We start from the raw sequence: 19,042 nt of genomic DNA, 5'->3' as shown, positions 1-19,042 counted from the left end.
CCGGCCTCCTGCCACACGCTGCTCCGGCACGTCGGCGGAAAGCGAATACCGATCACGACGTCAAATACGTGACGTGGTTGATTTTTCGTTTTCACAGCGCCGTGGCACCGATAGGCTCATTACGGGCATTGGGGGCTGTCCCGCCGTAAACATATTGTGATTAGAGCCACACTTGCGTGTCGCGAATCGTCAGACTCGGCGACCTGTCAGGTCCCGCGTCGGTCACGCAAGAAATTTATCGGTCACATTCGCTCGAACCGACTACCCTGCGTTCCGCTCAGGGGAAAGCTTCGCGTTGCGTCATACGTTTTCACGAGATTCCCGTGTGGTGGGCCCTCTGGGGCGCGGTAGCTTTTGGTGTCACCACGAAAGCGGGAGCCCCGAATTCCGCTCGGGACCCCCGCACGTGGTGAGCCCAGTCAGATCTCCATAGGAGAAAGAACATGCGCCACCTTCTCCGTCGGCTGCACGGTGCTGTGCGGTCGACTTCGCTTGAGAGTACCCTTCCGTCATTTCTGCTGCCACAAACCACACTGCTCAGGGTTTTCGCGGTCCGGGTCACGTGGGGCTCACTGCTGCTGAGCGTACTGGTCGTCATGACGTCTATGGGAACTTTTTCTGTTCCGTCGGGAGCCTTGTGGGCGCTTGCAGCGGCCTGCGCCGCTGACCAGTCGATGCTGATGTACCAGGGGTACTGCCGCCGTTAGCGGTCGAGCCGGAGACCGGTCTGCGGACGTGGTCTCCGGCTCTCTCCTTGTCATGACGTGATGCCCCGGGGTTCCGGATGCCTACGCATGACGCCTTGATGAATCGGAGAGGGAGACGTGGCTCAGCTCGAAGGGACCTCCCGGGAGCACCAGTACATTTATGCCTTGTGCAGCTACGCACTGTGTCGGCGGCGCTTCCGTCGGCGGCGCGGCCCCGGACGCCCGCGGGCCTATTGCTCCACGGCGTGCCGGCGCTTGGCGCAGCGCCTTCGGGACGATCACAGAGCGTCCACTGGTCAGTGGAGCAACCGTGAGGACAATGGCAGGGTCGCTGCCGAGCGTCTTCAGTATCTGAGCGATCAGTTGCTCGACGGCGAGCGTCGGGCCGCACAGCTGGAGGACTTGGTGCGGGCTGCGGGGGCCGTGGCCGCAGGAGTGGAGTCCTATGTCGGGGCAGCGGTGAATGACGCGCGCAGGCGGGGCCAGAGCTGGGTTTCGGTCGCGCGTGCGGTGAATCTGAGCCCGGACGCGGCTCGTCGTAAGTGGCAGGGCTATACCGGCCCAGAGGCGGCCTCTCTTCCCGAGGCCGTTATGGTCGAGAGCACACCGTTCAGCAGTGCCGAGTATGACGTCGCTTCGGCCCGCTCGAACAGGGAGCAGCTGGGTGCCGCCCTGCGGTATCTCCTCCGAGCCAGTGGACGTACCACCGGTGCCGTGGCTGATCAGGCGGGCATCCCGGCTACGGCATTCTCCCGGCTCCTGACCGGGGAGCGCATCCCCGAGTGGCCGGCCGTCTTTACCCTCACCACCATTCTCGACGGGCGGCCCGAAGAATTACGCATGCTGTGGGAATGGGCCAAGGGCCGGACTCCGACCGCCGCCCATGGCGGTGCCACGGCAGTGGCCCGACTCGGCAATGCGATGCGGGGGCTCCACCTCGCCGCCGGCCGTCCGACCATGCGCGATCTCGGCCTGCCAGGCGTTCACGGAGCAGGCAAGCTGCGGCTCCTGGAGGCAGTTGTCAATGGCGACTCGATGGCCGGCTGGGAGGACATCGCGCTGCTCGTCCAGCACTTGGGCGGCTCCCAGGAACAGTTCCGCCACCTGTGGGAGGACGTTCAGTACAGCATCTTCACTCTGTCGGTGAAGGCAGCGGTACATGGCACGGACTGACCACGGCGTCACACATCCGAAGTCGCTTTGCGGCGCAGCAGCGGCGGCGCGTCGCTTCCCACACGCGGGAGCGACGGCAAGAGTGCTGTCGCCGGTGGCCGACGAGGCAGTCGAGATCGTGTTTCCCGCTGACCTCGTTGCGTTCTGCTCCCGCCGCCGCGCTCTCTACACGCGATACAGTGCGCTGCGCATCCGGAGTTGGACGGCGGGAAGCGAGATCGCTGCTGCGGCTCTCGGCGACCTGGCCCTCCTGTGGCGGGAGGCGCTGGAGAGTCCGTCGCCCGCTGCTCTGTCCTGGCAGTTGCTGGGGATGAGGGTAGTTCGTACCGTCCGTGGCTGCGGCGTAGACCGACTTCATCGGACGTTGTCCGCTCGGCAGGCGGACGTGGTGCTGCTTCGCTACCGCCTCGGCCTGACCGTACGGGAGACCTCCGACCTCATGGGACTCTCGGCGGCAGATGTGCTTGTCGCCTCCCGGGCCGCGTTGAGGTCTCCTTCTCAGTCCCGTCTTCCACTCTGATCCCAGTGCCCCCGGCGCCATTGCCGCGGGGCGACCGGACCGTTGCTGCCCTACCGATGGCATGCCAACGGGTTTTGCGCCACCTTTCGGTGGTCCTCTCGGTGATGAGGTGGCCGAGGGTGGAGTATTACTCCTAACATGGGGCGCCATCAGGGCCGGAGGCCGGCGCACGTCCCCCTGCCTGTCGGGGTATTGCGTCGGCATATGACAGTCGGGGGTCTCACATGGACGTCAGCAAGGCCAGTGTCGCGCGTATGTACGACTATCTGCTGGGCGGTACAGACAATTATGAATCCGACTGGGCCGCGTGCGAGGAACTTTTGCGTCTTGCGCCTAGTACACAGCAAGTCGCGTTAATCAACCGCCAGTTTCTTGTGCGGGCAGTCAAGTACATCGCCGGTACCGGCAACGTGAAGCAGTACATCGATCACGGGTCCGGCCTGCCGACCCAGAACAACGTCCACCAAGTCGCCCAACGATCCGACAAGAGCGCACGCGTCGCGTATGTGGACAACGACCCCATAGTCCTGGCCCACGGGCGCATGATGCTGGAGGAGAATCGGAATACTGCGGTCATCCAAGCCGACATGCTCAACACGAGGCATATCTTCGACCGTGCCGAGGAGCTGGAAATCTACCAGCCAGGGCGTCCCACCGCAGCTCTGTTCGTTTCCGTTCTCCACTGCATCCCGGATGAGAAAGATCCGTGGCAGCTAGTCCGGAATGTCGTCGAGGAACTACCTTCTGGGAGTTATCTCGTGCTCAGTCATTTAGCAAGCGACGACGCTCAACTCCGGGAGGACGTGACCAGGCTGATGCGGCGAGTCACGGGAGATAAGTGGGGAAGAGTCAGATCGTTCGCGGAAGTCGACCGCTTCTTCGAGGGCCTGGAAATCGTCGGAGAACTCTGCGACGTTTCGCGGTGGCGGCCGGACAGCGACCTGGGGCCACGGCAGGAGCAGGCGGAATGGATCGAGTACGGTGGAGTAGCCCGAGTTCCTTAGGGGTCAGCCTTCCAGCCTCTTGATGTGGCGCTCCAGGATCTTCAAAGTCGTCGTCCGGTCCTCCGCCAGGTGCCACAGCGACGTCATGGCGAGTTTGTAGCGCACCAGGTCCTGGGGACGCGTCACATAAGTCCCCATGTCCGGAACTTCCAGATACACCATGTCCATTTCGCGTCCCGGCGGAAAGGTGAGGTGAGTCATAGAGGCGGCTGGGGACAGGGCTTCCGCACCGCGGTCGAAGGAAATGATGCGGAGGTGCACGTGCTCCCTGTTCTCCTCCCAGCTATACAGCTGCCGGAGTTGTTCGCGCATGACGGCTGTGCCGCCAACTCTTCGCACCAAGGCGTTCTCATCGATTACGGCGTAGTACAGCGGCGGCGAGGAGCGTTGGAGCAGTCCCTGCCGGATCAGACGAACATGAACCCGCCGCTCGACATTGCGCTCGATCTGCGCCGCGTCTATCCCGGGTTCACTGTGCACCTGCATGAGGGCGCGCGCGTACGGGCCTGTCTGCAGCAGGCCGGGAATGTACTGCAGTTGGTAGGTCCTGATGGACTTGGCGGACGCCTCGACGCTGATCAGCCGTTCCATCCAGCCGGGCACCACGTCATGGAACTCGCCCCACCACGCATCGGTGTGTGACTTCTGCACAAGGCTGGCTATGATGTCCAGCTCTTCGGCTTCATTCACGCCGTAGTGACGCGCCAGCGCGAGAACGGTCTCCTCACGAAGAGGAGTGATGGCGTTCTCGATACGGCTGAGGGTCGCGACTGATCCGATGACGCCGGCCTTGACGACGTCCGCGCCACGAAGACCCAGACTCTCGCGGAGTTGACGGAGACGAGCACCGACTACTCGGCCCGCTCCTGCCGGAGTGCCGGACGGCTTGGCGCCGCCCGGCACTACATAGAGAGGCTGCCCGCTCAACATCCCACCCCTTGATCGGCATCTCACTCATAGCTTCTCAAGGTGAGGATGCCACATCAACTAGGCGTGAGCGGCCTCCGATGCGATTCAGGCGGCCATGCTGTCGAATTCCCCCTGCCGGGCTCCGGCCAGCATGGCCTTGATCTCCGAACGCGTGAACACCAGCGCCGGCCCCTCCGGGAAGCGTGAATTACTCATCGCCACCTCCCCATTCGGCAGCTCTGCAAATCGCACGCAGTCTCCACCGGCCGGGTTGCTGGCGGAGCTCTTCACCCACCGAACGTCACCCATCGAAGACGCCGGCGCCCCGTTCTGAAAGTTGATCATCCCAGTCCTCTCCTTCGTTGACCTGCACATTTCGCGCTCGCCAGCCTCGCCGTCACGCCCACCCCTCAAACCTGTCGATCTGATTGTCAGGGCTGATGAAATTTCACGGGCCGGTGGAACGCACATGATCGTAGGCGTACGAGCAGGGGTTTCGCCGTCCCCCGAAAGGGCTCTTTTTCAGTATGGTGATACGAGAAAGGATTCGAATGCACGTACAAGCGGAATTCAAGGTTCCGTTTCGATGATGGCCTAAACATCACCCATAGCGACAGGGTGGCTTAAGGTGGCGAAAGTGGCTCGCCGCCTTTAACCGTGCCTGGGATGGGGGGACAGAACCTCTCGGCAAGTTTCATCGCCCCAACCCAGACGGCACGTTCGTACTTCCTCTCTGCTTCCGGTCCCCTCTCAGCCGAAACGGCGAGGCTTGGAGCCGCACCACCAGCCTCCGGCATGACCGAAAGTGCACCTTCCGCCCCCCTTCTTGACCAAGTGCGAGGCCACCTCGCGTACCGGGCCGGATGACGCCAAAGGGTGCGGGCGCCCCGCCCGGCGCCTGCTGCCGCTTCGCCCTTGTCGCCCCCGGCCCCAGTAGGGCGCCCGATGGGAGGCTCGCCCGGATTCCCGGAAACACGGTCACGCTGGCCCGTCCCCCTTGCTACAAGAGCAGCATGGGAATCTGGACCGACGCCTTCATCGCACCCCCGAAATCGACTCTCCTGCGACCGGAGGCGTTCGGTCGGCTCACGGTCGAGCTGGCGCGTGAACGTGTGGCCCGGACCCCGTCGACGCTCCTCGCGGGGCAGCTCTGCGTCAACGCGAGCCTCAACTGGGGCAGTGTCAACGGGCAGGCCCGCTGGGACGGGCGGCCGTCCGCCGGTACGGTGCTGCGGACCGAGGAGTACCGGGGAATCCCGAACCCGGACGACGCCCCCTCCCCTAGGGGCTGTCTGACAAAGGATCTTGGGCGGGTTCGCGGAGCCAGAGGATGAGGGCGGCCAGGTGGACTCCGGCACGGTAGCGGTCGGCGAGTTTGTCGAAGCGGGTGGCGATCGCCCTGAACTGCTTGAGACGGCCGAAGCAGCGTTCGACGACATTGCGGGCTCTGTAGAGTTCGCGGTCGAAGGCGGGAGGTCTGCCGCCCGCTTGGCCGCGCCGCAGACGGTTAGCCTCTTGGTCGGCACGCTCGGGGATCACGGTGCGGATGTTTCGCTCGCGAAGGCCGCGGCGGATGGCCCGGGACGAGTACGCCTTGTCCGCGAGGACCGCGTCGGGCCTGCGGCGGGGTCGTCCGGCGCCGGCTCGGGGCACTCGCAACGCGCCCATGACCGTGTCGAAGACGGTGGAGTCGTTGACGTTGCCCGGCGTGACGACCACGGCCAGGGGCAGGCCCCGGCCGTCACATGCGAGATGGACCTTGGTGGTCAGTCCGCCGCGCGAGCGTCCCAGCGCCTGGCGAGCCGCCGCGCGTGCCGGATCTTCCAGTTCGTCCCCTGCCTCCGCCCCCTTTTTCGCGCGCCGGCGGCGTGCTGATGGGCCCGGCTGATCGTGGAATCGACCGACACCGTCCATTCGACCGCCCCGACGGAGTCGTCCCGGACCTGGGCTTCTTCCAGCAGCCGGGCCCAGGTCCCGTCCGCTTCCCAGCGGGCGAACCGCTCGTAGACGGTTTGCCACGGCCCGTACCGTTCCGGCAGGTCACGCCACGGAGCACCGGTCCGCAACCGCCACAGCACCCCGTTGATCACCTGCCGATGATCCCGCCACGGCCGCCCGCGACCATCAACACTGGGCAGCAAGGGCGCTATCCGCTCCCACGCCACATGCGTCAGCTCACCACGACCCACCACAAGATCAATTATCAGACACGGCCTAGGCGCGTCAGCGGGAACGACTCGGGGCCGGCGGATTCGACCCCGGGGCCGCAGCAGGCGCATCGGACGGAACCCGGCGGTTGCCGGGAGCGGACCGGCTCAGGGCCACCCGGGTGCGTTCAGCGTGCGAAGGCCGTTCGGCGTCCGTCCGGTCGGCCAGGTACTCGGCGGCCCGGATGAGCGCGGGACCCTGGTCGGACAGCTCGTGCGCGTAGTGCCAGCCCTCGGCATTGCGGTGCTCTTCCGCGCTCTCCTGGTAGAGCTGGAGGGAGCCCGGCTGCGAGCCCTCCATGAGCACCATGATCTGGTCCCACTCGTGCCGGAGCCGTCCCGCTCGTCCCAGGGTGGTTTCGATCTCGCGCGACCGGCGCAGGTCTTCGTTGATCGGCCCCACGGCGTAGTCGGAGCTGTCGGTAGCGGCACGGACGCCGGCCAGGACCTCGGGACCGTGGTCGAGGAAGACCTCGACGTGCTTCCACGCTTCGGCGTCACGCTTGACCTTGCCGTCTGCGTAGCCCTTCTCATCGACGGGCCAGCCGTCCTGGTCGCAGAAGGAGTCGGAGACCGCGTCCCAGGAGTTGGACGCGTGGTTGATGCCGGCGGCGGCCGAGGCCAGTGCCGTGATGTGCCGCCGCCACGCCAGGTGATCGGTGACCTCCGGCGGCTGGTCCTCGGCCGGGCCGGAAGAAACGGGGGAAGTGGTCATGATCGTTCGTTTCTTGTTCCTGGCCTGTCTTCACCGTGAGTGCGGCAGCGGACGGGAGGGGGCGACCGGAGGCTGAGCAGTGGTCGGTTCGCTCGGCGGACCGGCCGAGATCCCTCGTGCTGCGGCGGCTGGCGAGGCGCGGGGTGCTGCTGCGTAGCGCTCCGCGCGGACCTCGTGGCTGATGTCCAGGCCGGCGCGGTGCAGGTCCTCGCCCAGTACAAACAGTCGTCCGGCGAGGTGGTCCAGCCTGTGGGCCCCTCCTTCGACACCGTGCGTGAGACACCACACCGCGGCCTCCGCGAGGACCCGGTGCAGGTGGGTCAGCCCACCGGAGTCTCCGCTGAGGGCCGTGACGAACCGCTCCTCGAACTCCTCGGGTGAGGCGGCGGCGAGACGATTGGCATCGGGGAATTCCCCGCCGCTTCCTTGAGCGCGGCCGTCCTCCGGACTCATCGCCGCACTTCCTGGACTCGGAGCGCCGACAACGCTTCAGGATTTGTGAACTCGGCGCTGTTTTCGGACATGCGGGCGTCGGTGTCGAACAGCTCGCGCTCGGCCGGGTGCAGGATGTGCTGGGTGATGAAGGACCGGCCGGCGACTTTCCACAGGCCCCGGCCCTTGGTCAGGGCGGATACCGCCTGGGTCTCGACGCCGGTCAGGCCGAGCAGAGAGGCGGCGGCGTCGAGCTGGTCGGGTTCCTGGCGGTAGATGATGCGGGTGGAGCAGTCGGCCAGGAGACCCTCGGCCAGCACCCGGCCGCGCGAGCCGGCGTCGCCCGCCGAGAGCAGATCGCTGAGCCGGTGGATGATCATCAAGTTCGCGATGCCCAGGCCCCGGGACAACTTCCACTGCGACTGCATGCGTTCGAGCAGGCCGACGTGCCGCATCAGCCGCCACGCCTCGTCGTAGATCACCCAGCGACGGCCCCCGTGAGGGTCGGCGAGGGCGGACTCCATCCACGCTGAAGCGCAGGTCATCGCGAGAACCAGCGCGGTGTCGTCGCCGGAGCCGCCGAGGCGGGAGAGGTCGATGGACAGCATCGGCGCGGTCGGGTCGAACGCCACGGTGCTCGGGGCGTCGAACATGCCGCTGAGGTCGCCGTGTACCAGGCGGCGCAGGGCGTGCGCGAGGTCCTGGGCGGCCGATCCGAGGTGTCCGGCCTGGTGGCCGAGGGCATGGTCGAGGCGTTCGGGGGAGCCGAGGGCGTGCGCTATCTCGCCGAGCAGGGGCACCGTGCCCCGGGCGGCGGCCTCGGCGACGACCAGGTCCAGGGCGAGGTCCAGGGCGGTGTGCTCCATCGGCAGCAGATCGCGCTTGAGGACGGTGCGCGCCAGGCTGCCCAGGAGCAGCAGCCGGCGCTTCCGCACCTCCGTCGCCCAGTCCTCCTTGCTGACGGAGGCGGGCCGGGCCGGGGCGTCCAGCGGGTTCAACCTTCCCGGGAGGCCGGGGCCCAGAGCGATGCTGTAGCCGCCGAGGGCCTGCGCGACGGACGTCCACTCGCCCTTCGGGTCGCAGGGGATGTAGATCCGGTAGCCGTGGGCGATCGACCGGGTAGCGATGGACTTCGCGAGCGCCGACTTGCCCATGCCGATGATCCCGGCAAGGACGACGTTGGGGTTGGTGAAGTCCTCGATCCGGCCGCTGTTGTACAGCGAGAAGGGGTCGAAGCAGAAGGCGGCTTCGGCGTGGACGTCGCGGCCGATGAAGACGCCCTCCGCTCCCAGGCCGCCTTCTGCCACGAAGGGGTAGGCGCCCGAAGCGGTGGCGGTGGTCATCCGGTGGACGGGCAGGCGGAGCTTGCCGCCCCGGGCCGAGGACGCGCCGGGGCGACCCGCCGGCGGATAGGTGGGGCGCAGTTCCGGGTCGAGGGTCTGCTCGGCGCGGTGCTTGGGCGGGGTGCCGGCGAGGCGGGCCTTGTGGCGAGCCTCGGCGAAACCAGCTCGGGCAGCCCGCTGCTCGGCACGCGACGCCTTGTGCGGCACGAACAGCGGAGAGGCGCTGGCGCGGGTACTGGACATGAACGTTTCTCCAGGTAAGGGGCGGTCAGCGGCGGACGAGGCCCGTGAACGGCGCGTGCAGGTCGGCCGGGGTCGTGCGGCGGCGCACCAGGTGCGCGGTGCGCTGGTGGCGCTGGCAGATGGACAGCTCCGGTGCCCCTTCGGGCAGGCCGGCCCGGCACGCCTCGAGTTCGGGAACCTCGCCCGAATCCGGCCGGGGAGCTGCGTGGTAGGCGGCGTGGAGGTGCTCGGCGGCCTGCCAGATCCGGGTGCGGGCGGCACGGAGCTGCTCGCCCTCGCCGGGCACGAGCCGTCCGGTCCGGGCGGCGTGGGCGTCGAGCAGTCCGTGCAGCGAGACGAGGTGGGAGTGCAGGGCGTCCAGCTCGGCCCGGGTGGTGACGAGCGGGCCGCCGGGGAGGTTGAGCGCGCGGTGGAAGTCGAGCGCGGCGGTGGCGAAGGGCACGAAGTCCTGCGCGGTGGTGCTGGGAGTGCGGGACATGGCGGTGCTCTTTCGAAAGGAAGGGAGGGCCGCGGTCAGGCGGCGAGCGCGAGCGGCAGGGCGGCGGCGGTGAACGCCTCGGCCTGCTGCCAGGTCAGCGGCCGGACGTCGAGCTGGGCGCCGACGGCGGCGGTCTCCACGACCGCGCAGGCGGTACGCAGTTTGTCCTCGGAGTCGGCCGAGACGGTCAGCAGCCCGGTCAGGGCGACATCGGCGTGCCCGGCGATGAGCTGGCGCTCGCGGGACTTGATGTCCTGGTACTCGATCGAGTCCGCCTCGGAGTCGACCTGGCCGCGCCGGGCCCGCTCGGCGGCATCGGCGATCACGCTGGCCTTCTTGCGCTGGACATCGCGCAGTGCGGCGTCCAGACCCTTCGGCTCGTAGGACAGCGACAGCGTGCGCCGGACCCCGCCGGTGAACAGCAGCTGGTGCAGGAAGCCGGCCGACGTTTCGGTCCTCGGCCAGTTCTCCACCCAGTAGGTGGCGTGGACGGCCGAGTCGGTCGCGATGCGGTCCGCCTTCTCCACGACCACCACCGGTCCGGCGGCGGCGGGATCGGCCTCGGGGCGTCCGGCGGTCGACCACCGGTCCAGCGCCGCGAGCGCCGTCGGGTCGTAGGCGGTGCGCACCACGGCCGCGATCTCGCGGGCGGTGAGCCAGCCGGTCGGGTTGAGCCCGGCGGTCCGCGCGGCCTGCTCGAAGGTCGAGGTGAGCTGCGCCAGGACGCTGAACGCGCCGGTCAGCCCGCCGCCGGCCTGGTTGATCAGCCGTCGTGCGGCCTTGGTGTCCATGGACAGTGCGACGTACGCCTCGTGCGGGGCGGCGGCCGGGCCCGCGCTCTGGATCAGCTCGCCGTAGATCGCGCCGGCCATCGGGGCGTCGGGCCGGCCGTGTTCTTCCCAGTAGCGGCGCAGCGCGTCGCCGGAATCGGGGACGGTGCGCTCGATGACCTGGATGCGGGCGACCTGCCCGGTCCGGGCGAGCGCGGCCAGGGCGCGTCCCCAGCCGTTGACGTTGGCCTGCTGGGTGCCCGGGTCGAGCAGCGCGTAGGCGCGGGAGGAGACCTTGACCACTGCGGTCAGCGTGCCGCTGTGCGGGTCGTGGACCGCGCCGTACCGGCCGTCGGGCGCCGTGGCCACGCGCAGGCTGGCCGCGGTGCCGGGAAGGTGGAGCAGTCCCTCGCGGGTCGGTCGGCGCGAGGGCCGGGTGAGCCAGACGAGCTGGCCGCGCATCCGGCGCAGCATGTAGCGGGTGACGATCGGAGCCCAGTCCGCCAGGGCACGGCCCCGGTGACGGACGAAGACGACCAGGGCGATCAGCGCCCACAGCGGGATGAGCTGAAGAGCTCCGACCACGCCCCGGGTCAGGACGACGCCGAGGAGGAGAAGGCCGGTGAGGCCGGCGACGAGGAGCTGCGGGGCGGTCAGGCCGAGCAGGATGCCGCGCCTGCTGCGGTGAGGGAACTTCACGGTGGCGGTAGGGGCCTGGTGCTTGCCGGACATGGTGGTTCCAGACGGTGAGAGCGGGCGGAAGGGGGCGGGGCGCGCGGCGCTCTTCTGGAGATCACGATGGAACCTTTCTGCTGGTCGGGCGGGGTGGGGGCGGGCTGCGGAAGAGGTAGCCCGCCCCCGGGGTGTGGTGGGTCAGGAACCCTCGGGCGGCTGGGTGGGGAACACCCAGTTCGTCGGCGTCGGCGAATCGGTGGCCGACGGTCCGGCGGGAGGCGTCGACGGGGCCGCAGGGCCGACAGACGGCGTGATGCCCGTGTAGCTCACGCCGTTGCTCGGAGCCGACGAGCCGGTGAGGTGACCGGAGTCGCCGGTGCGGCCCTGGACGACAGCCTGGGCACCTTCCGCCTCATCGCTGGGGCGCGTGATCAGCGGCGGGATCCCCGGGCGCTGGATCAGGGGCTGTCCCTTGTCGCCGGTGGCGTTCGGGTCCTCGCCGTAGCGGAAGCGGGTCTGCTGCTTGGGCGGAGCGCCGTCGATGCCCTCCTTGCTGAGGGTGCTGCCAGCGGGGTTGATGCCGGAGGCGACCCCGTCGGTGTCCGCGCCGGGGACCTTGCTCGGGCCCTGCGGAGCGGGAGCACCGGTGCCGGCCTGCATCGCCAGGGTGCCCGCGGTCTTCGCCGCCCCTGCGGCGACCGCCATGCCAGCGACACTGGTGCGGTGCAGGTCGTCGTGGCCGCCGCCGTCGCTGGCCCAGTGGACGAACTTGTAAGTGGCGTACGGGCACAGCAGTACCAGGACCATCACGACGAGGCCGGCCATCGCGTCGGACAGGGCCGACATGCCGTCGCTGGCGTCGGACTTGCCCATGGCGGAGACGCCGATCAGGAAGACGACGGTCATCAGGAGTTTGCTGACGATCAGGGTGGCGGTGGCCTCGATCCAGCCGCGCCGCCACCGCTTGGCGACCTCCCAGCCGCCGCCGGCCCCGGCGAACACGGCGAGCGCGACCATGATCAGGACGCCGACCTTCCGGGCGACCATGACGCCCCAGTACAGGAAGGCGCCGATCGCGCACCCCAGGGCGACCAGGGCCGGGACGCCCCAGCCCAGGCCGTACATCGCCCCCATTTGGTTGACCTTGACCACGCGTCGGATCGCGTCGTCGACGGAGGTGTTGGCGGCCTGGAACAGGCCGTTGGACAGGGCGTCGACCACGGTGATGGCGACGCTGGTGAAGGAGATGGCGCAGAAGCTGAACAGGACGCCGGTCATGGTGCCGAACGCGGCCTGGGCCAGGGCGCGCTCGTCGCGCCGCCAGGCGGCGAGCATCAACTGGATGCAGAACGTGCCGACGGTGAGCGCGAGCCCGATGGGCAGCAGCAGCGCGTAGTTGTCCCGGAACCATCCGGCGGACAGGTTGATAGCGGTGGTTTGGTCGACGGTCTTGGCGGCGAGGTCGGCCGCGCTGGCCGCCAGCTCGCCGGCGCTCTTCGCGATCCACGCGCCGATGCCGTCGGTGACGGCCCCGGCAGGGTTGGTGGCGAAGTCGACGGCTCCGCACATCTTGTCCATCAGGGGAAGGTCGCAGACTCCCATGGTCGTACCTCCTTTCTAGGGTGACAGGTCAGGGCGAGACGGCCGGCATGACGCCGGCCAGGGCGCAGGGCTGGTCGGGTCGGCACTGGACCGCGAGGGTGGCGGACCGGCTCTCCGCGCCGCCGGCGGGCGAGCCCTTCCAGGCGATCGACTGCTTGCCGGAGACCGTCACCGCGTAGACGTACGCCTGCGTGATCGCGCCGGGGTCTTCCTGAAGGGTCCGGGTGAAGGCGTTCGGGAAGTGCCCCTCGTGGACCGTGGCGGTGGCGAACTGGCCGTTGGAGGCCATCTCCTGCCACAGCACGGCGGAGGGAACGGCCCTGTCGACCGAGGCAGCATCGGCGTACTTCACCTCGGAGGTCAGCCACCCGCGAAGAGCCCTGCGCAGCTCGGGCTGCGTGTACGCGCGGGTGTCGTACGACCACAGCGCCATAGCGGCTGCCTTCCCGAACCAGATCGGGTCATGGGTCGTCGGCGGGACCGGAAGCGCACCAGGGCGGGCGAGCCGTTCGGGTGTCCCGGACGGAGGGGCCGCCGGGGTGGAGGCGGCGGGTGAACTCGGCTGCAGGGCAGAGGGTTCGGAGGAGCTTCGGCCGTCGCGGGTGAGGTAGGCGGCCAGGCCGGCGAGGGCAAGCAGCACGGCCAGGACGACGGTGCCGAGCAGCGCCCGGCGGCGCACGCGAGATGCGCCGCCGGGGTGGGTGGAGTGCTGAGCCATCAGCGGACCTGCGTCCCCAGCGTGCTGAAGAAGGCAACCACGCCATTCGCGGCGCCGAGCAGAAGAGCCGCGCCGGCGCTGACCAGTACGCCCTTCTTCCCGTTCGCTTCCGCCTGGTGCCCGCCACTGTGATGACCCCACGCCCACACGCCTGCGCTGACGGCGAGCGCGCCGACCACGGCGATCAGCCCGAACAAGTTGATGGAGCCCATCACCTGCTTGAGAACGGACAGGCCCGGAAGACCACCCTCGTTCGGCTTGATCCCGGGGTCGTAGGCGAGCTGGATGACCTGTTCGGCGAGATACATGAAGAACTCCAGTTCGATTTTGCTGCACGCCGAAGCCCGCGGGCACGACGGTGCGAGGAGAGGAAGGGGGAGAGGGGAAGCGCCGGTCAGAGGACTCGGCGGGCCGCGAGGATCTGCGGCTTCCAGCGGGCGAGGGTCGTGATGCGGACCACGTCTCCGGTGCGCGGGGCGTGCACGATCAGGCCCTGCCCGATGAACATGCCGACGTGCTCGGGGACGGCGGCCGTCCCCTCGGTGAAGAGCAGGTCACCCGGCTGCAGGGCGGAAACCGTGACCGGCTTGCCCTCCCTGACCTGCGTGTACGTCGTGCGGGACAGGGTGATGCCGGCGGCCTTGTACGCCTGCTGCATCAACGAGGAGCAGTCGCATCGGCCCATCGCGTCCTTGCCGTGCGAGTTCTCGCAGGTCCCACCCCACTGGTAGGGGGTGCCGAGCTGGCCGAGCGCCCACCGGATCGCCGTCTGGACCTCTCGCTGAGCGTCTGCGGGGATCTTGTAGTCGGCCGGCACCGCGCCGGGCGGGATGGTCCCGAAGTCGGTCCCGTCCCCGTCCGCCGCACAGCCGCCCGCGGTACCGGGCGGAGGACCGCCGACATCGCCCCCGCCGGACGGCGAAGGACTCGGCGACGGACTGCCGGTCTTCGCCAGCAGCGGCTCGATGGCCTTCTGCAGGGCGGTGGCCAGCGGCTCCCACTTGGCGTACGCCTCCGGGAAGCCCGACCGCTGAACCGCCTGGGCGGCCTGGGTGACGGACAGAGACTGCCAGCCCGAGACGTTCTTGAGCCCCTCGTAGAACTTGGTCGAGGCGTGCACCGGGTCGAGGATCTCGTTCGCCGTGCCCCAGCCCATCGACGGCCGCTGCTGGAACAGGCCCAGCGAATCGCGGTCGCCCCAGGTCAGGTTCCGCAGGCCGCTCTCCTGAAGGGCGGTCGCCAGGGCCACGACCTGACCCCGGGCCGGGATGTTCATCGCGACGCCGGTGGCCTGGATCGTCTTGGCGTTCGGCACCTGCTCGGCCGGATCGTCCAGACCCGGCACGGAGAGCGAGCCCTTGTCGCCACCCGCCAGGATGGCCTTCACCTGCTTGGCGACGGCAGCGCTGTCCACGGCCTGTGTACCGCCGGTCGAGCAGGAGGCCGAGGCGGTCCCGGCCGCGTAGGCGAGGACCGGAGCGGCCAGCAGCAGCGGGCCGGTCGCGCAGAGCCCGACGACGGCTCCGGTGGTCTTCTTCATCGCCGCCGCCGTTCACCGAGGCGGCGGTGTCGGCCGGGTGTTGGCGACGGATCGGGGCGTGGGCGTTTCAGGGCATGGTGCATCGCAGCGGCTCCTTGAGGGGTTCGTAGGAGACGCGGTGCCGACTTCTCGTGCAAAGCCGCCGGCACCGCGCCGACGTGCATCCGCCGCTCGGGCGGGCCCGGGTCAAGGGAGTTGGTAGCTCCCGGACGCCGGTCTCAGGTCACGCGCGGCAGCCAGCCGCGCTCGTAATCTCAGGCAGTACACGAGGACCTCCGGACGGCATCGGGAAACGCGTGGGCAACGTGCCCTTCATACCGCTCGACTGGACGAGACAGCACGGAAAAGCACAGGTCAGCGGGTGTGGAGCGAGGCTCGGTCCCGGTGACACGGCGAGACAGTAGACCGGGATTCCGGCCGCACCAAACGACCTCCGCACCCGGGTCCCTGGCCCGGACCGCCTCGTTAGGACCGGCCGGAGATCGCCGCTAACCTCCGGCACAACCCCACACCGGAAGAACGCCGTTGAGCGCTGCCCGGAGCGGGAGCGGACCCGCCATGCCCTGAGAAAGGCCCCCCATGACCTACACGCTGCACCGAGGCGACGCCCTGACCGTCCTGAAGTCCCTCCCGGACCAGAGCGTCGACGCGGTGATCACCGACCCGCCGTACAATTCCGGCGGACGCACCAGCGCGGACCGCACCGGACGGACCGCGCGCGCCAAGTACGTCACCAGCAACTCGGCGCACGACCTCGCGAACTTCCCCGGCGAGAACCGCGACCAGCGCTCCTACCGCTCCTGGCTGACCGAGCTGCTCACCGAGTCGTACCGGGCCTCGACCGAGCACGCGGTGGCCATGGTCTTCACCGACTGGCGCCAGGAACCGACCACGACCGACGCCCTGCAGATGGCCGGCTGGACCTGGAGCGGCACGATGCCGTGGATCAAGCCGGCCAGCCGGCCTCGTAAGGGCGGGCCGAAGCAGGACTCCGAGTTCATCGTCTGGGGCGTCAAGGGATCCCTCGACAACACCCGCGACCTCTACCTGCCCGGCCACTACATCGCCTCCCAGCCCCGCAAGAGCCGGGTCCACATCACCCAGAAGCCCGTCGAGATCATGCAGCAGCTCGTCCAGGTCTGCCCCGAGGGCGGCACCGTGCTCGACCCGTTCACCGGCAGCGGCTCCACGGGCGTCGCGGCCCTGCGCGAGGGCCGCCGCTTCGTGGGCGTCGAGCTGTCCTCCCACTACGCCGATGTCGCCGAGGAGCGGCTGCGCGCCGAGCTGACGAAGGACGACTTCGACCTGGCCGGACCGGAGGCATGACCATGAGACCGGAGAGAGCCCGGGGCCGGCGGGCCGCAGACGCCGAAGGGCGGTTGGAGCATCGAGAACCGATGCTCCAACCGCCCTTCCGCTCGTATCAGGCCGCCTCGAACGCCCGCCGGATCAGCGGCGCCGCCTTCTCCGGGTCCGCCGCCGATACGAGACGGACCTCCAGGTCCCCGGTCCCCAGGTGCCCGATGCCGCGCATGTCCCGGGTGAAGCCCTCCTCCAGCACGACCGAGTCCGGGTCGAGTCTGAGATAGACCAAGATCGCCCCGTGCTTCGGACGGAAGAGCACCGAGGCCACGTTCACCAGCCGCCGATAGGCGATGTAGTGCTTGAGAGGCACCACCTCGACCTCGCCCCACGCCGTGAGCGCCTCGTCCAGCTCCGCGTACAGGTCCCGCAAGCACTCCGGCACGAGCCCGGCGCCCGCCGGCGGGGAAACCACTGCGGTCGCCGGCACGCCGCCGACCGCCGCTTCCCGCTCCCGGCTCCGCCGGGACGAAGCCGCGCTCGGGCCGCCGGGCGAGGAGTCGACGTGCAGCAGGCTCAGCAGGCCGCCCTCGAAGATCCGGTAGCGCACCAGGTCGATCCGCTCGGGCAGCCGCTGCACCGCCACCCGGTCGTGGTGGGAGAAGCCGGCCGCGACGCAGACCATCCGCGGACGCCGCCAGTCGATCGATTCGGCCGCCTCCGCGCCCAGCACCTTCCGCACGAGCGCCTCGAACTCGTGGTGCGCCGACTCCAGCCAGGACAGATAGGAGACGGCCTGCGACAGGACCCCGTTGTCCGAGCCCTTCTTGAACTCGATCACGACTGGGCTGCCGTTCTCGTCCAGGCCGAGGGTGTCGATCCGCCCCCGGTGCCACGGGCCGGTCGGGTACTCCGACGCGAGGAACCGAATGCCGAGCATCTGCTCCAAGCCAGCCTCGACCCGCCGCTGCAGCTCCACCTCCAGCGCCACCGTCGAACCCGACAGCTCCACGTCGCTCCCGGCCGCGTCCTGCCGGAACAACATCAGCTCCGCCATGCTGCCGCCCCCTCCCCGTGCTCGCCGTACGAAGACGCAATCGATGGAGGGGGCGAAGTATTCCGGTCGGGACAGAACTCGCCCTCTCGCTGGCCATGTGCTCCGGGGCTGGGCGAACCGCTGGATCGGCGGACCTTGACCTGTTCGCCAGGATGCGTCGGCGGACTCGTCAGCCGCTGCCTGTGTCCGCCACCATCGTTTCCTTCTGGTGTACGTCATGGCGTCAAAAGGTCTACGATATGTTCTCCTCTGGTTGACAATCGGCTATGCGGTCCGGCAGGATCTTCGCCCATGAGGATCAAGGACTGCGATCGGGCACACCTCGTCGTGAGCGAAGCGCGGGCCGAGCGTGCTCGTACCGCGTCTGCGCCGGGTGAACTCGTCAGACAGGCCAAGCGGTTGGTCGAGAAGGCGGACGAGCTGCTGGAGCAGGCGGTCATTGCCGAGCGCGAGCGCGGTACCTCATGGGAGAGGATCGGCCAGGCTCTCGGCGGGCAGTCCAAGTCCGCGGCGCACAAACGCTATGCGCCGGCCCTGACAGAGCACCTGGAGTGCGTGGACGCCACCACTGTGGAGGATGAGGACTCCGGGGAGGAACTCCTCGTCTCCCACTCGTTCCTTGTCCCCTACGGCCTGCTGGAGAACACTTGGAACGAGGCCAAGCAGATCGTCGAGAGTCAAGAAGCGCTCGATCATCTGCGTGAAGCAACTGTTGCCACCTCGGGTGACGCAGGCACCGCTGCAGACGTGTATTACACGCCTCGTGCCCTGATCGATCAGCTCGAGAAGGTACGCCTCACCGAGCGCGCCGTGCTTCAGCCGTGGATGCATCCTGCGGCTGGGTCTGCATCCATGTTGCGCGATGCGCTGGAGTACGTCGAGCGGCGGGCCGTCGAGGAACGCGGTCCAGGAAGCCTGGCCGCCCGTCTGGAAGCCGTTGAGTCCCGGCTGGCTGCCGTCGAAGCCGCGCTTCTGGACACGGCCGTCGAGTAGGACGCCCCAAAGCCCCGGCGCCCCCGCAGCGCCACCTTCCACAGCAACACCCGCGGGGGTGACCGGTCCACCAATGCACCCCCGAAATGAGGAGCGATCGGTTTTGTCCAGTATGCAGCAGGGCCCCTATGGGGGCGAAGGCCCGAAGCCGAACACGGTCTGGTGGGCCCTGGCGGCGGGGTACGTTGCCGGTAGTGCCGGTGCGACCGGGGTGCTCAATGGCGGTCTGAGCGCCACGGCGGCGATCGCCTCGTCCCTGATCCAGGGGGTGATCGGCGCCGCTGCCTGGGTCTACGTCCAGCGCAAGCAGCGATAGCGCTTCTAGTCGCAGGATGGTGCCGCCGGCTTCGGCTTCGGCTTGGCGCCGGCGGCCCCGTCGTGCCCGCATCGCCTTACGGCGGGCACGATGAGCGGATGGCGGTAGTCCGGGACGTTCCGACCACCCACGGACTGTCCGTGGATGCCATCGGCCGACGGCCACTGGCAGGTCGGCCGCCTCGGTACCCGGAAAGCGGCTGCGGGCGAAGTGCGCGTGGGGAGGTCGAGGGAGCGCTGCGCTCGGCGGACGCACTGTGGAAGATCTACAACCCGCATGGAGCCTCTCGCCGTCGTCATCGGTGGCACTCCCGGTGGCCAGCCGGTGGCCGGACGCCT

General features: G+C 68.8%; 17 protein-coding genes. 5 read left to right on the top strand and 12 right to left on the bottom strand.

The window, feature by feature from the left end; genetic code table 11:
* Nucleotides 1-962 precede the first annotated feature (962 nt).
* Together SACTE_RS14425 and SACTE_RS14415 are read left to right on the top strand one after the other, a co-directional pair.
* Entirely contained in the window at nt 963-1,880 is a 918-nt protein-coding gene (locus SACTE_RS14425) for a helix-turn-helix transcriptional regulator (RefSeq protein ID WP_141708030.1), read from the top strand.
* Nucleotides 1,881-2,624: 744 nt separating this feature from the next.
* Nucleotides 2,625-3,404 carry an SAM-dependent methyltransferase gene (locus tag SACTE_RS14415; RefSeq protein ID WP_014046765.1) on the top strand — a complete coding sequence of 260 codons (780 nt, stop codon included), beginning with the start codon at nt 2,625-2,627 and terminating at the stop codon, nt 3,402-3,404.
* A gap of 3 nt (nt 3,405-3,407) precedes the next feature.
* On the opposite strand, the gene SACTE_RS14410 is transcribed toward SACTE_RS14415, so the two are convergent.
* The 4 genes from SACTE_RS14410 to SACTE_RS14390 form a co-directional block, all read right to left on the bottom strand.
* A complete protein-coding gene (locus SACTE_RS14410; RefSeq protein WP_014046764.1) occupies nt 3,408-4,334 on the bottom strand; it encodes a helix-turn-helix transcriptional regulator in 927 nt (308 codons plus the stop codon).
* Between the two features lie 84 nt (nt 4,335-4,418).
* Nucleotides 4,419-4,658 carry a DUF397 domain-containing protein gene (locus SACTE_RS14405; RefSeq protein WP_014046763.1) on the bottom strand — a complete coding sequence of 80 codons (240 nt, stop codon included), beginning with the start codon at nt 4,656-4,658 and terminating at the stop codon, nt 4,419-4,421.
* Between the two features lie 936 nt (nt 4,659-5,594).
* Nucleotides 5,595-6,505 (bottom strand): IS5 family transposase gene (locus SACTE_RS33205; protein WP_093565262.1). Its coding sequence is split into 2 segments (ribosomal slippage): nt 5,595-6,169 and nt 6,169-6,505, totalling 912 coding nucleotides; the frame shifts between segments, so codons are not numbered across the junction.
* Nucleotides 6,506-6,536: 31 nt separating this feature from the next.
* Entirely contained in the window at nt 6,537-7,235 is a 699-nt protein-coding gene (locus SACTE_RS14390; RefSeq protein ID WP_014046760.1) for a hypothetical protein, read from the bottom strand.
* 174 nt (nt 7,236-7,409) lie between these two features.
* Here SACTE_RS14390 and SACTE_RS14385 point away from each other — a divergent pair, with 174 nt between their 5' ends.
* Entirely contained in the window at nt 7,410-7,616 is a 207-nt protein-coding gene (locus tag SACTE_RS14385) for a hypothetical protein (protein ID WP_019993773.1), read from the top strand.
* A 68-nt stretch (nt 7,617-7,684) separates the two neighbouring features.
* On the opposite strand, the gene SACTE_RS14380 is transcribed toward SACTE_RS14385, so the two are convergent.
* The 7 genes from SACTE_RS14380 to SACTE_RS14350 all read right to left on the bottom strand — a co-directional run bounded on the left by SACTE_RS14380 (nt 7,685) and on the right by SACTE_RS14350 (nt 15,036).
* A complete protein-coding gene (locus SACTE_RS14380) occupies nt 7,685-9,253 on the bottom strand; it encodes an ATP-binding protein (RefSeq protein ID WP_014046758.1) in 1,569 nt (522 codons plus the stop codon).
* A gap of 25 nt (nt 9,254-9,278) precedes the next feature.
* A complete protein-coding gene (locus tag SACTE_RS14375) occupies nt 9,279-9,731 on the bottom strand; it encodes a DUF6238 family protein (RefSeq protein WP_014046757.1) in 453 nt (150 codons plus the stop codon).
* A gap of 35 nt (nt 9,732-9,766) precedes the next feature.
* On the bottom strand, nt 9,767-11,233 hold the full coding sequence (locus SACTE_RS14370; RefSeq protein WP_014046756.1) for an SCO6880 family protein: 1,467 nt from the start codon (nt 11,231-11,233) through the stop codon (nt 9,767-9,769).
* Nucleotides 11,234-11,374: 141 nt separating this feature from the next.
* Nucleotides 11,375-12,778: an ATP-binding protein gene (locus SACTE_RS14365; protein WP_014046755.1), complete on the bottom strand. Its 1,404-nt coding sequence runs from the start codon at nt 12,776-12,778 to the stop codon at nt 11,375-11,377.
* A 28-nt stretch (nt 12,779-12,806) separates the two neighbouring features.
* A complete protein-coding gene (locus SACTE_RS14360) occupies nt 12,807-13,496 on the bottom strand; it encodes a hypothetical protein (RefSeq protein WP_014046754.1) in 690 nt (229 codons plus the stop codon).
* Nucleotides 13,496-13,804, bottom strand: a complete 309-nt coding sequence (locus tag SACTE_RS14355; protein ID WP_014046753.1) for a DUF6112 family protein — start codon at nt 13,802-13,804, stop codon at nt 13,496-13,498. The genes SACTE_RS14360 and SACTE_RS14355 overlap by 1 nt, the downstream gene beginning before the upstream one ends.
* A gap of 86 nt (nt 13,805-13,890) precedes the next feature.
* Nucleotides 13,891-15,036, bottom strand: coding sequence for a C40 family peptidase (locus tag SACTE_RS14350; RefSeq protein ID WP_014046752.1), 1,146 nt, complete (start codon nt 15,034-15,036; stop codon nt 13,891-13,893).
* Between the two features lie 579 nt (nt 15,037-15,615).
* Here SACTE_RS14350 and SACTE_RS14345 point away from each other — a divergent pair.
* Complete coding sequence (locus tag SACTE_RS14345) at nt 15,616-16,362, top strand: site-specific DNA-methyltransferase (RefSeq protein ID WP_014046751.1); 747 nt, start codon at nt 15,616-15,618, stop codon at nt 16,360-16,362.
* 97 nt (nt 16,363-16,459) lie between these two features.
* Here SACTE_RS14345 and SACTE_RS14340 read toward each other — a convergent pair whose 3' ends face one another.
* Nucleotides 16,460-17,395, bottom strand: a complete 936-nt coding sequence (locus SACTE_RS14340; RefSeq protein WP_014046750.1) for a DUF5655 domain-containing protein — start codon at nt 17,393-17,395, stop codon at nt 16,460-16,462.
* 291 nt (nt 17,396-17,686) lie between these two features.
* On the opposite strand from SACTE_RS14340, the gene SACTE_RS14335 reads away from it, so the two are divergent.
* Nucleotides 17,687-18,388, top strand: coding sequence for a hypothetical protein (locus SACTE_RS14335; RefSeq protein ID WP_014046749.1), 702 nt, complete (start codon nt 17,687-17,689; stop codon nt 18,386-18,388).
* The last annotated feature ends 654 nt before the right edge of the window (nt 18,389-19,042 follow it).

It is taken from the genome of Streptomyces sp. SirexAA-E (assembly GCF_000177195.2).
Taxonomy (GTDB): Bacteria; Actinomycetota; Actinomycetes; order Streptomycetales; family Streptomycetaceae; genus Streptomyces; species Streptomyces flavovirens.
The sequence above is the reverse complement of the archived record's forward strand: the minus strand, read 5'-3'. Positions and strand labels throughout refer to the sequence as shown.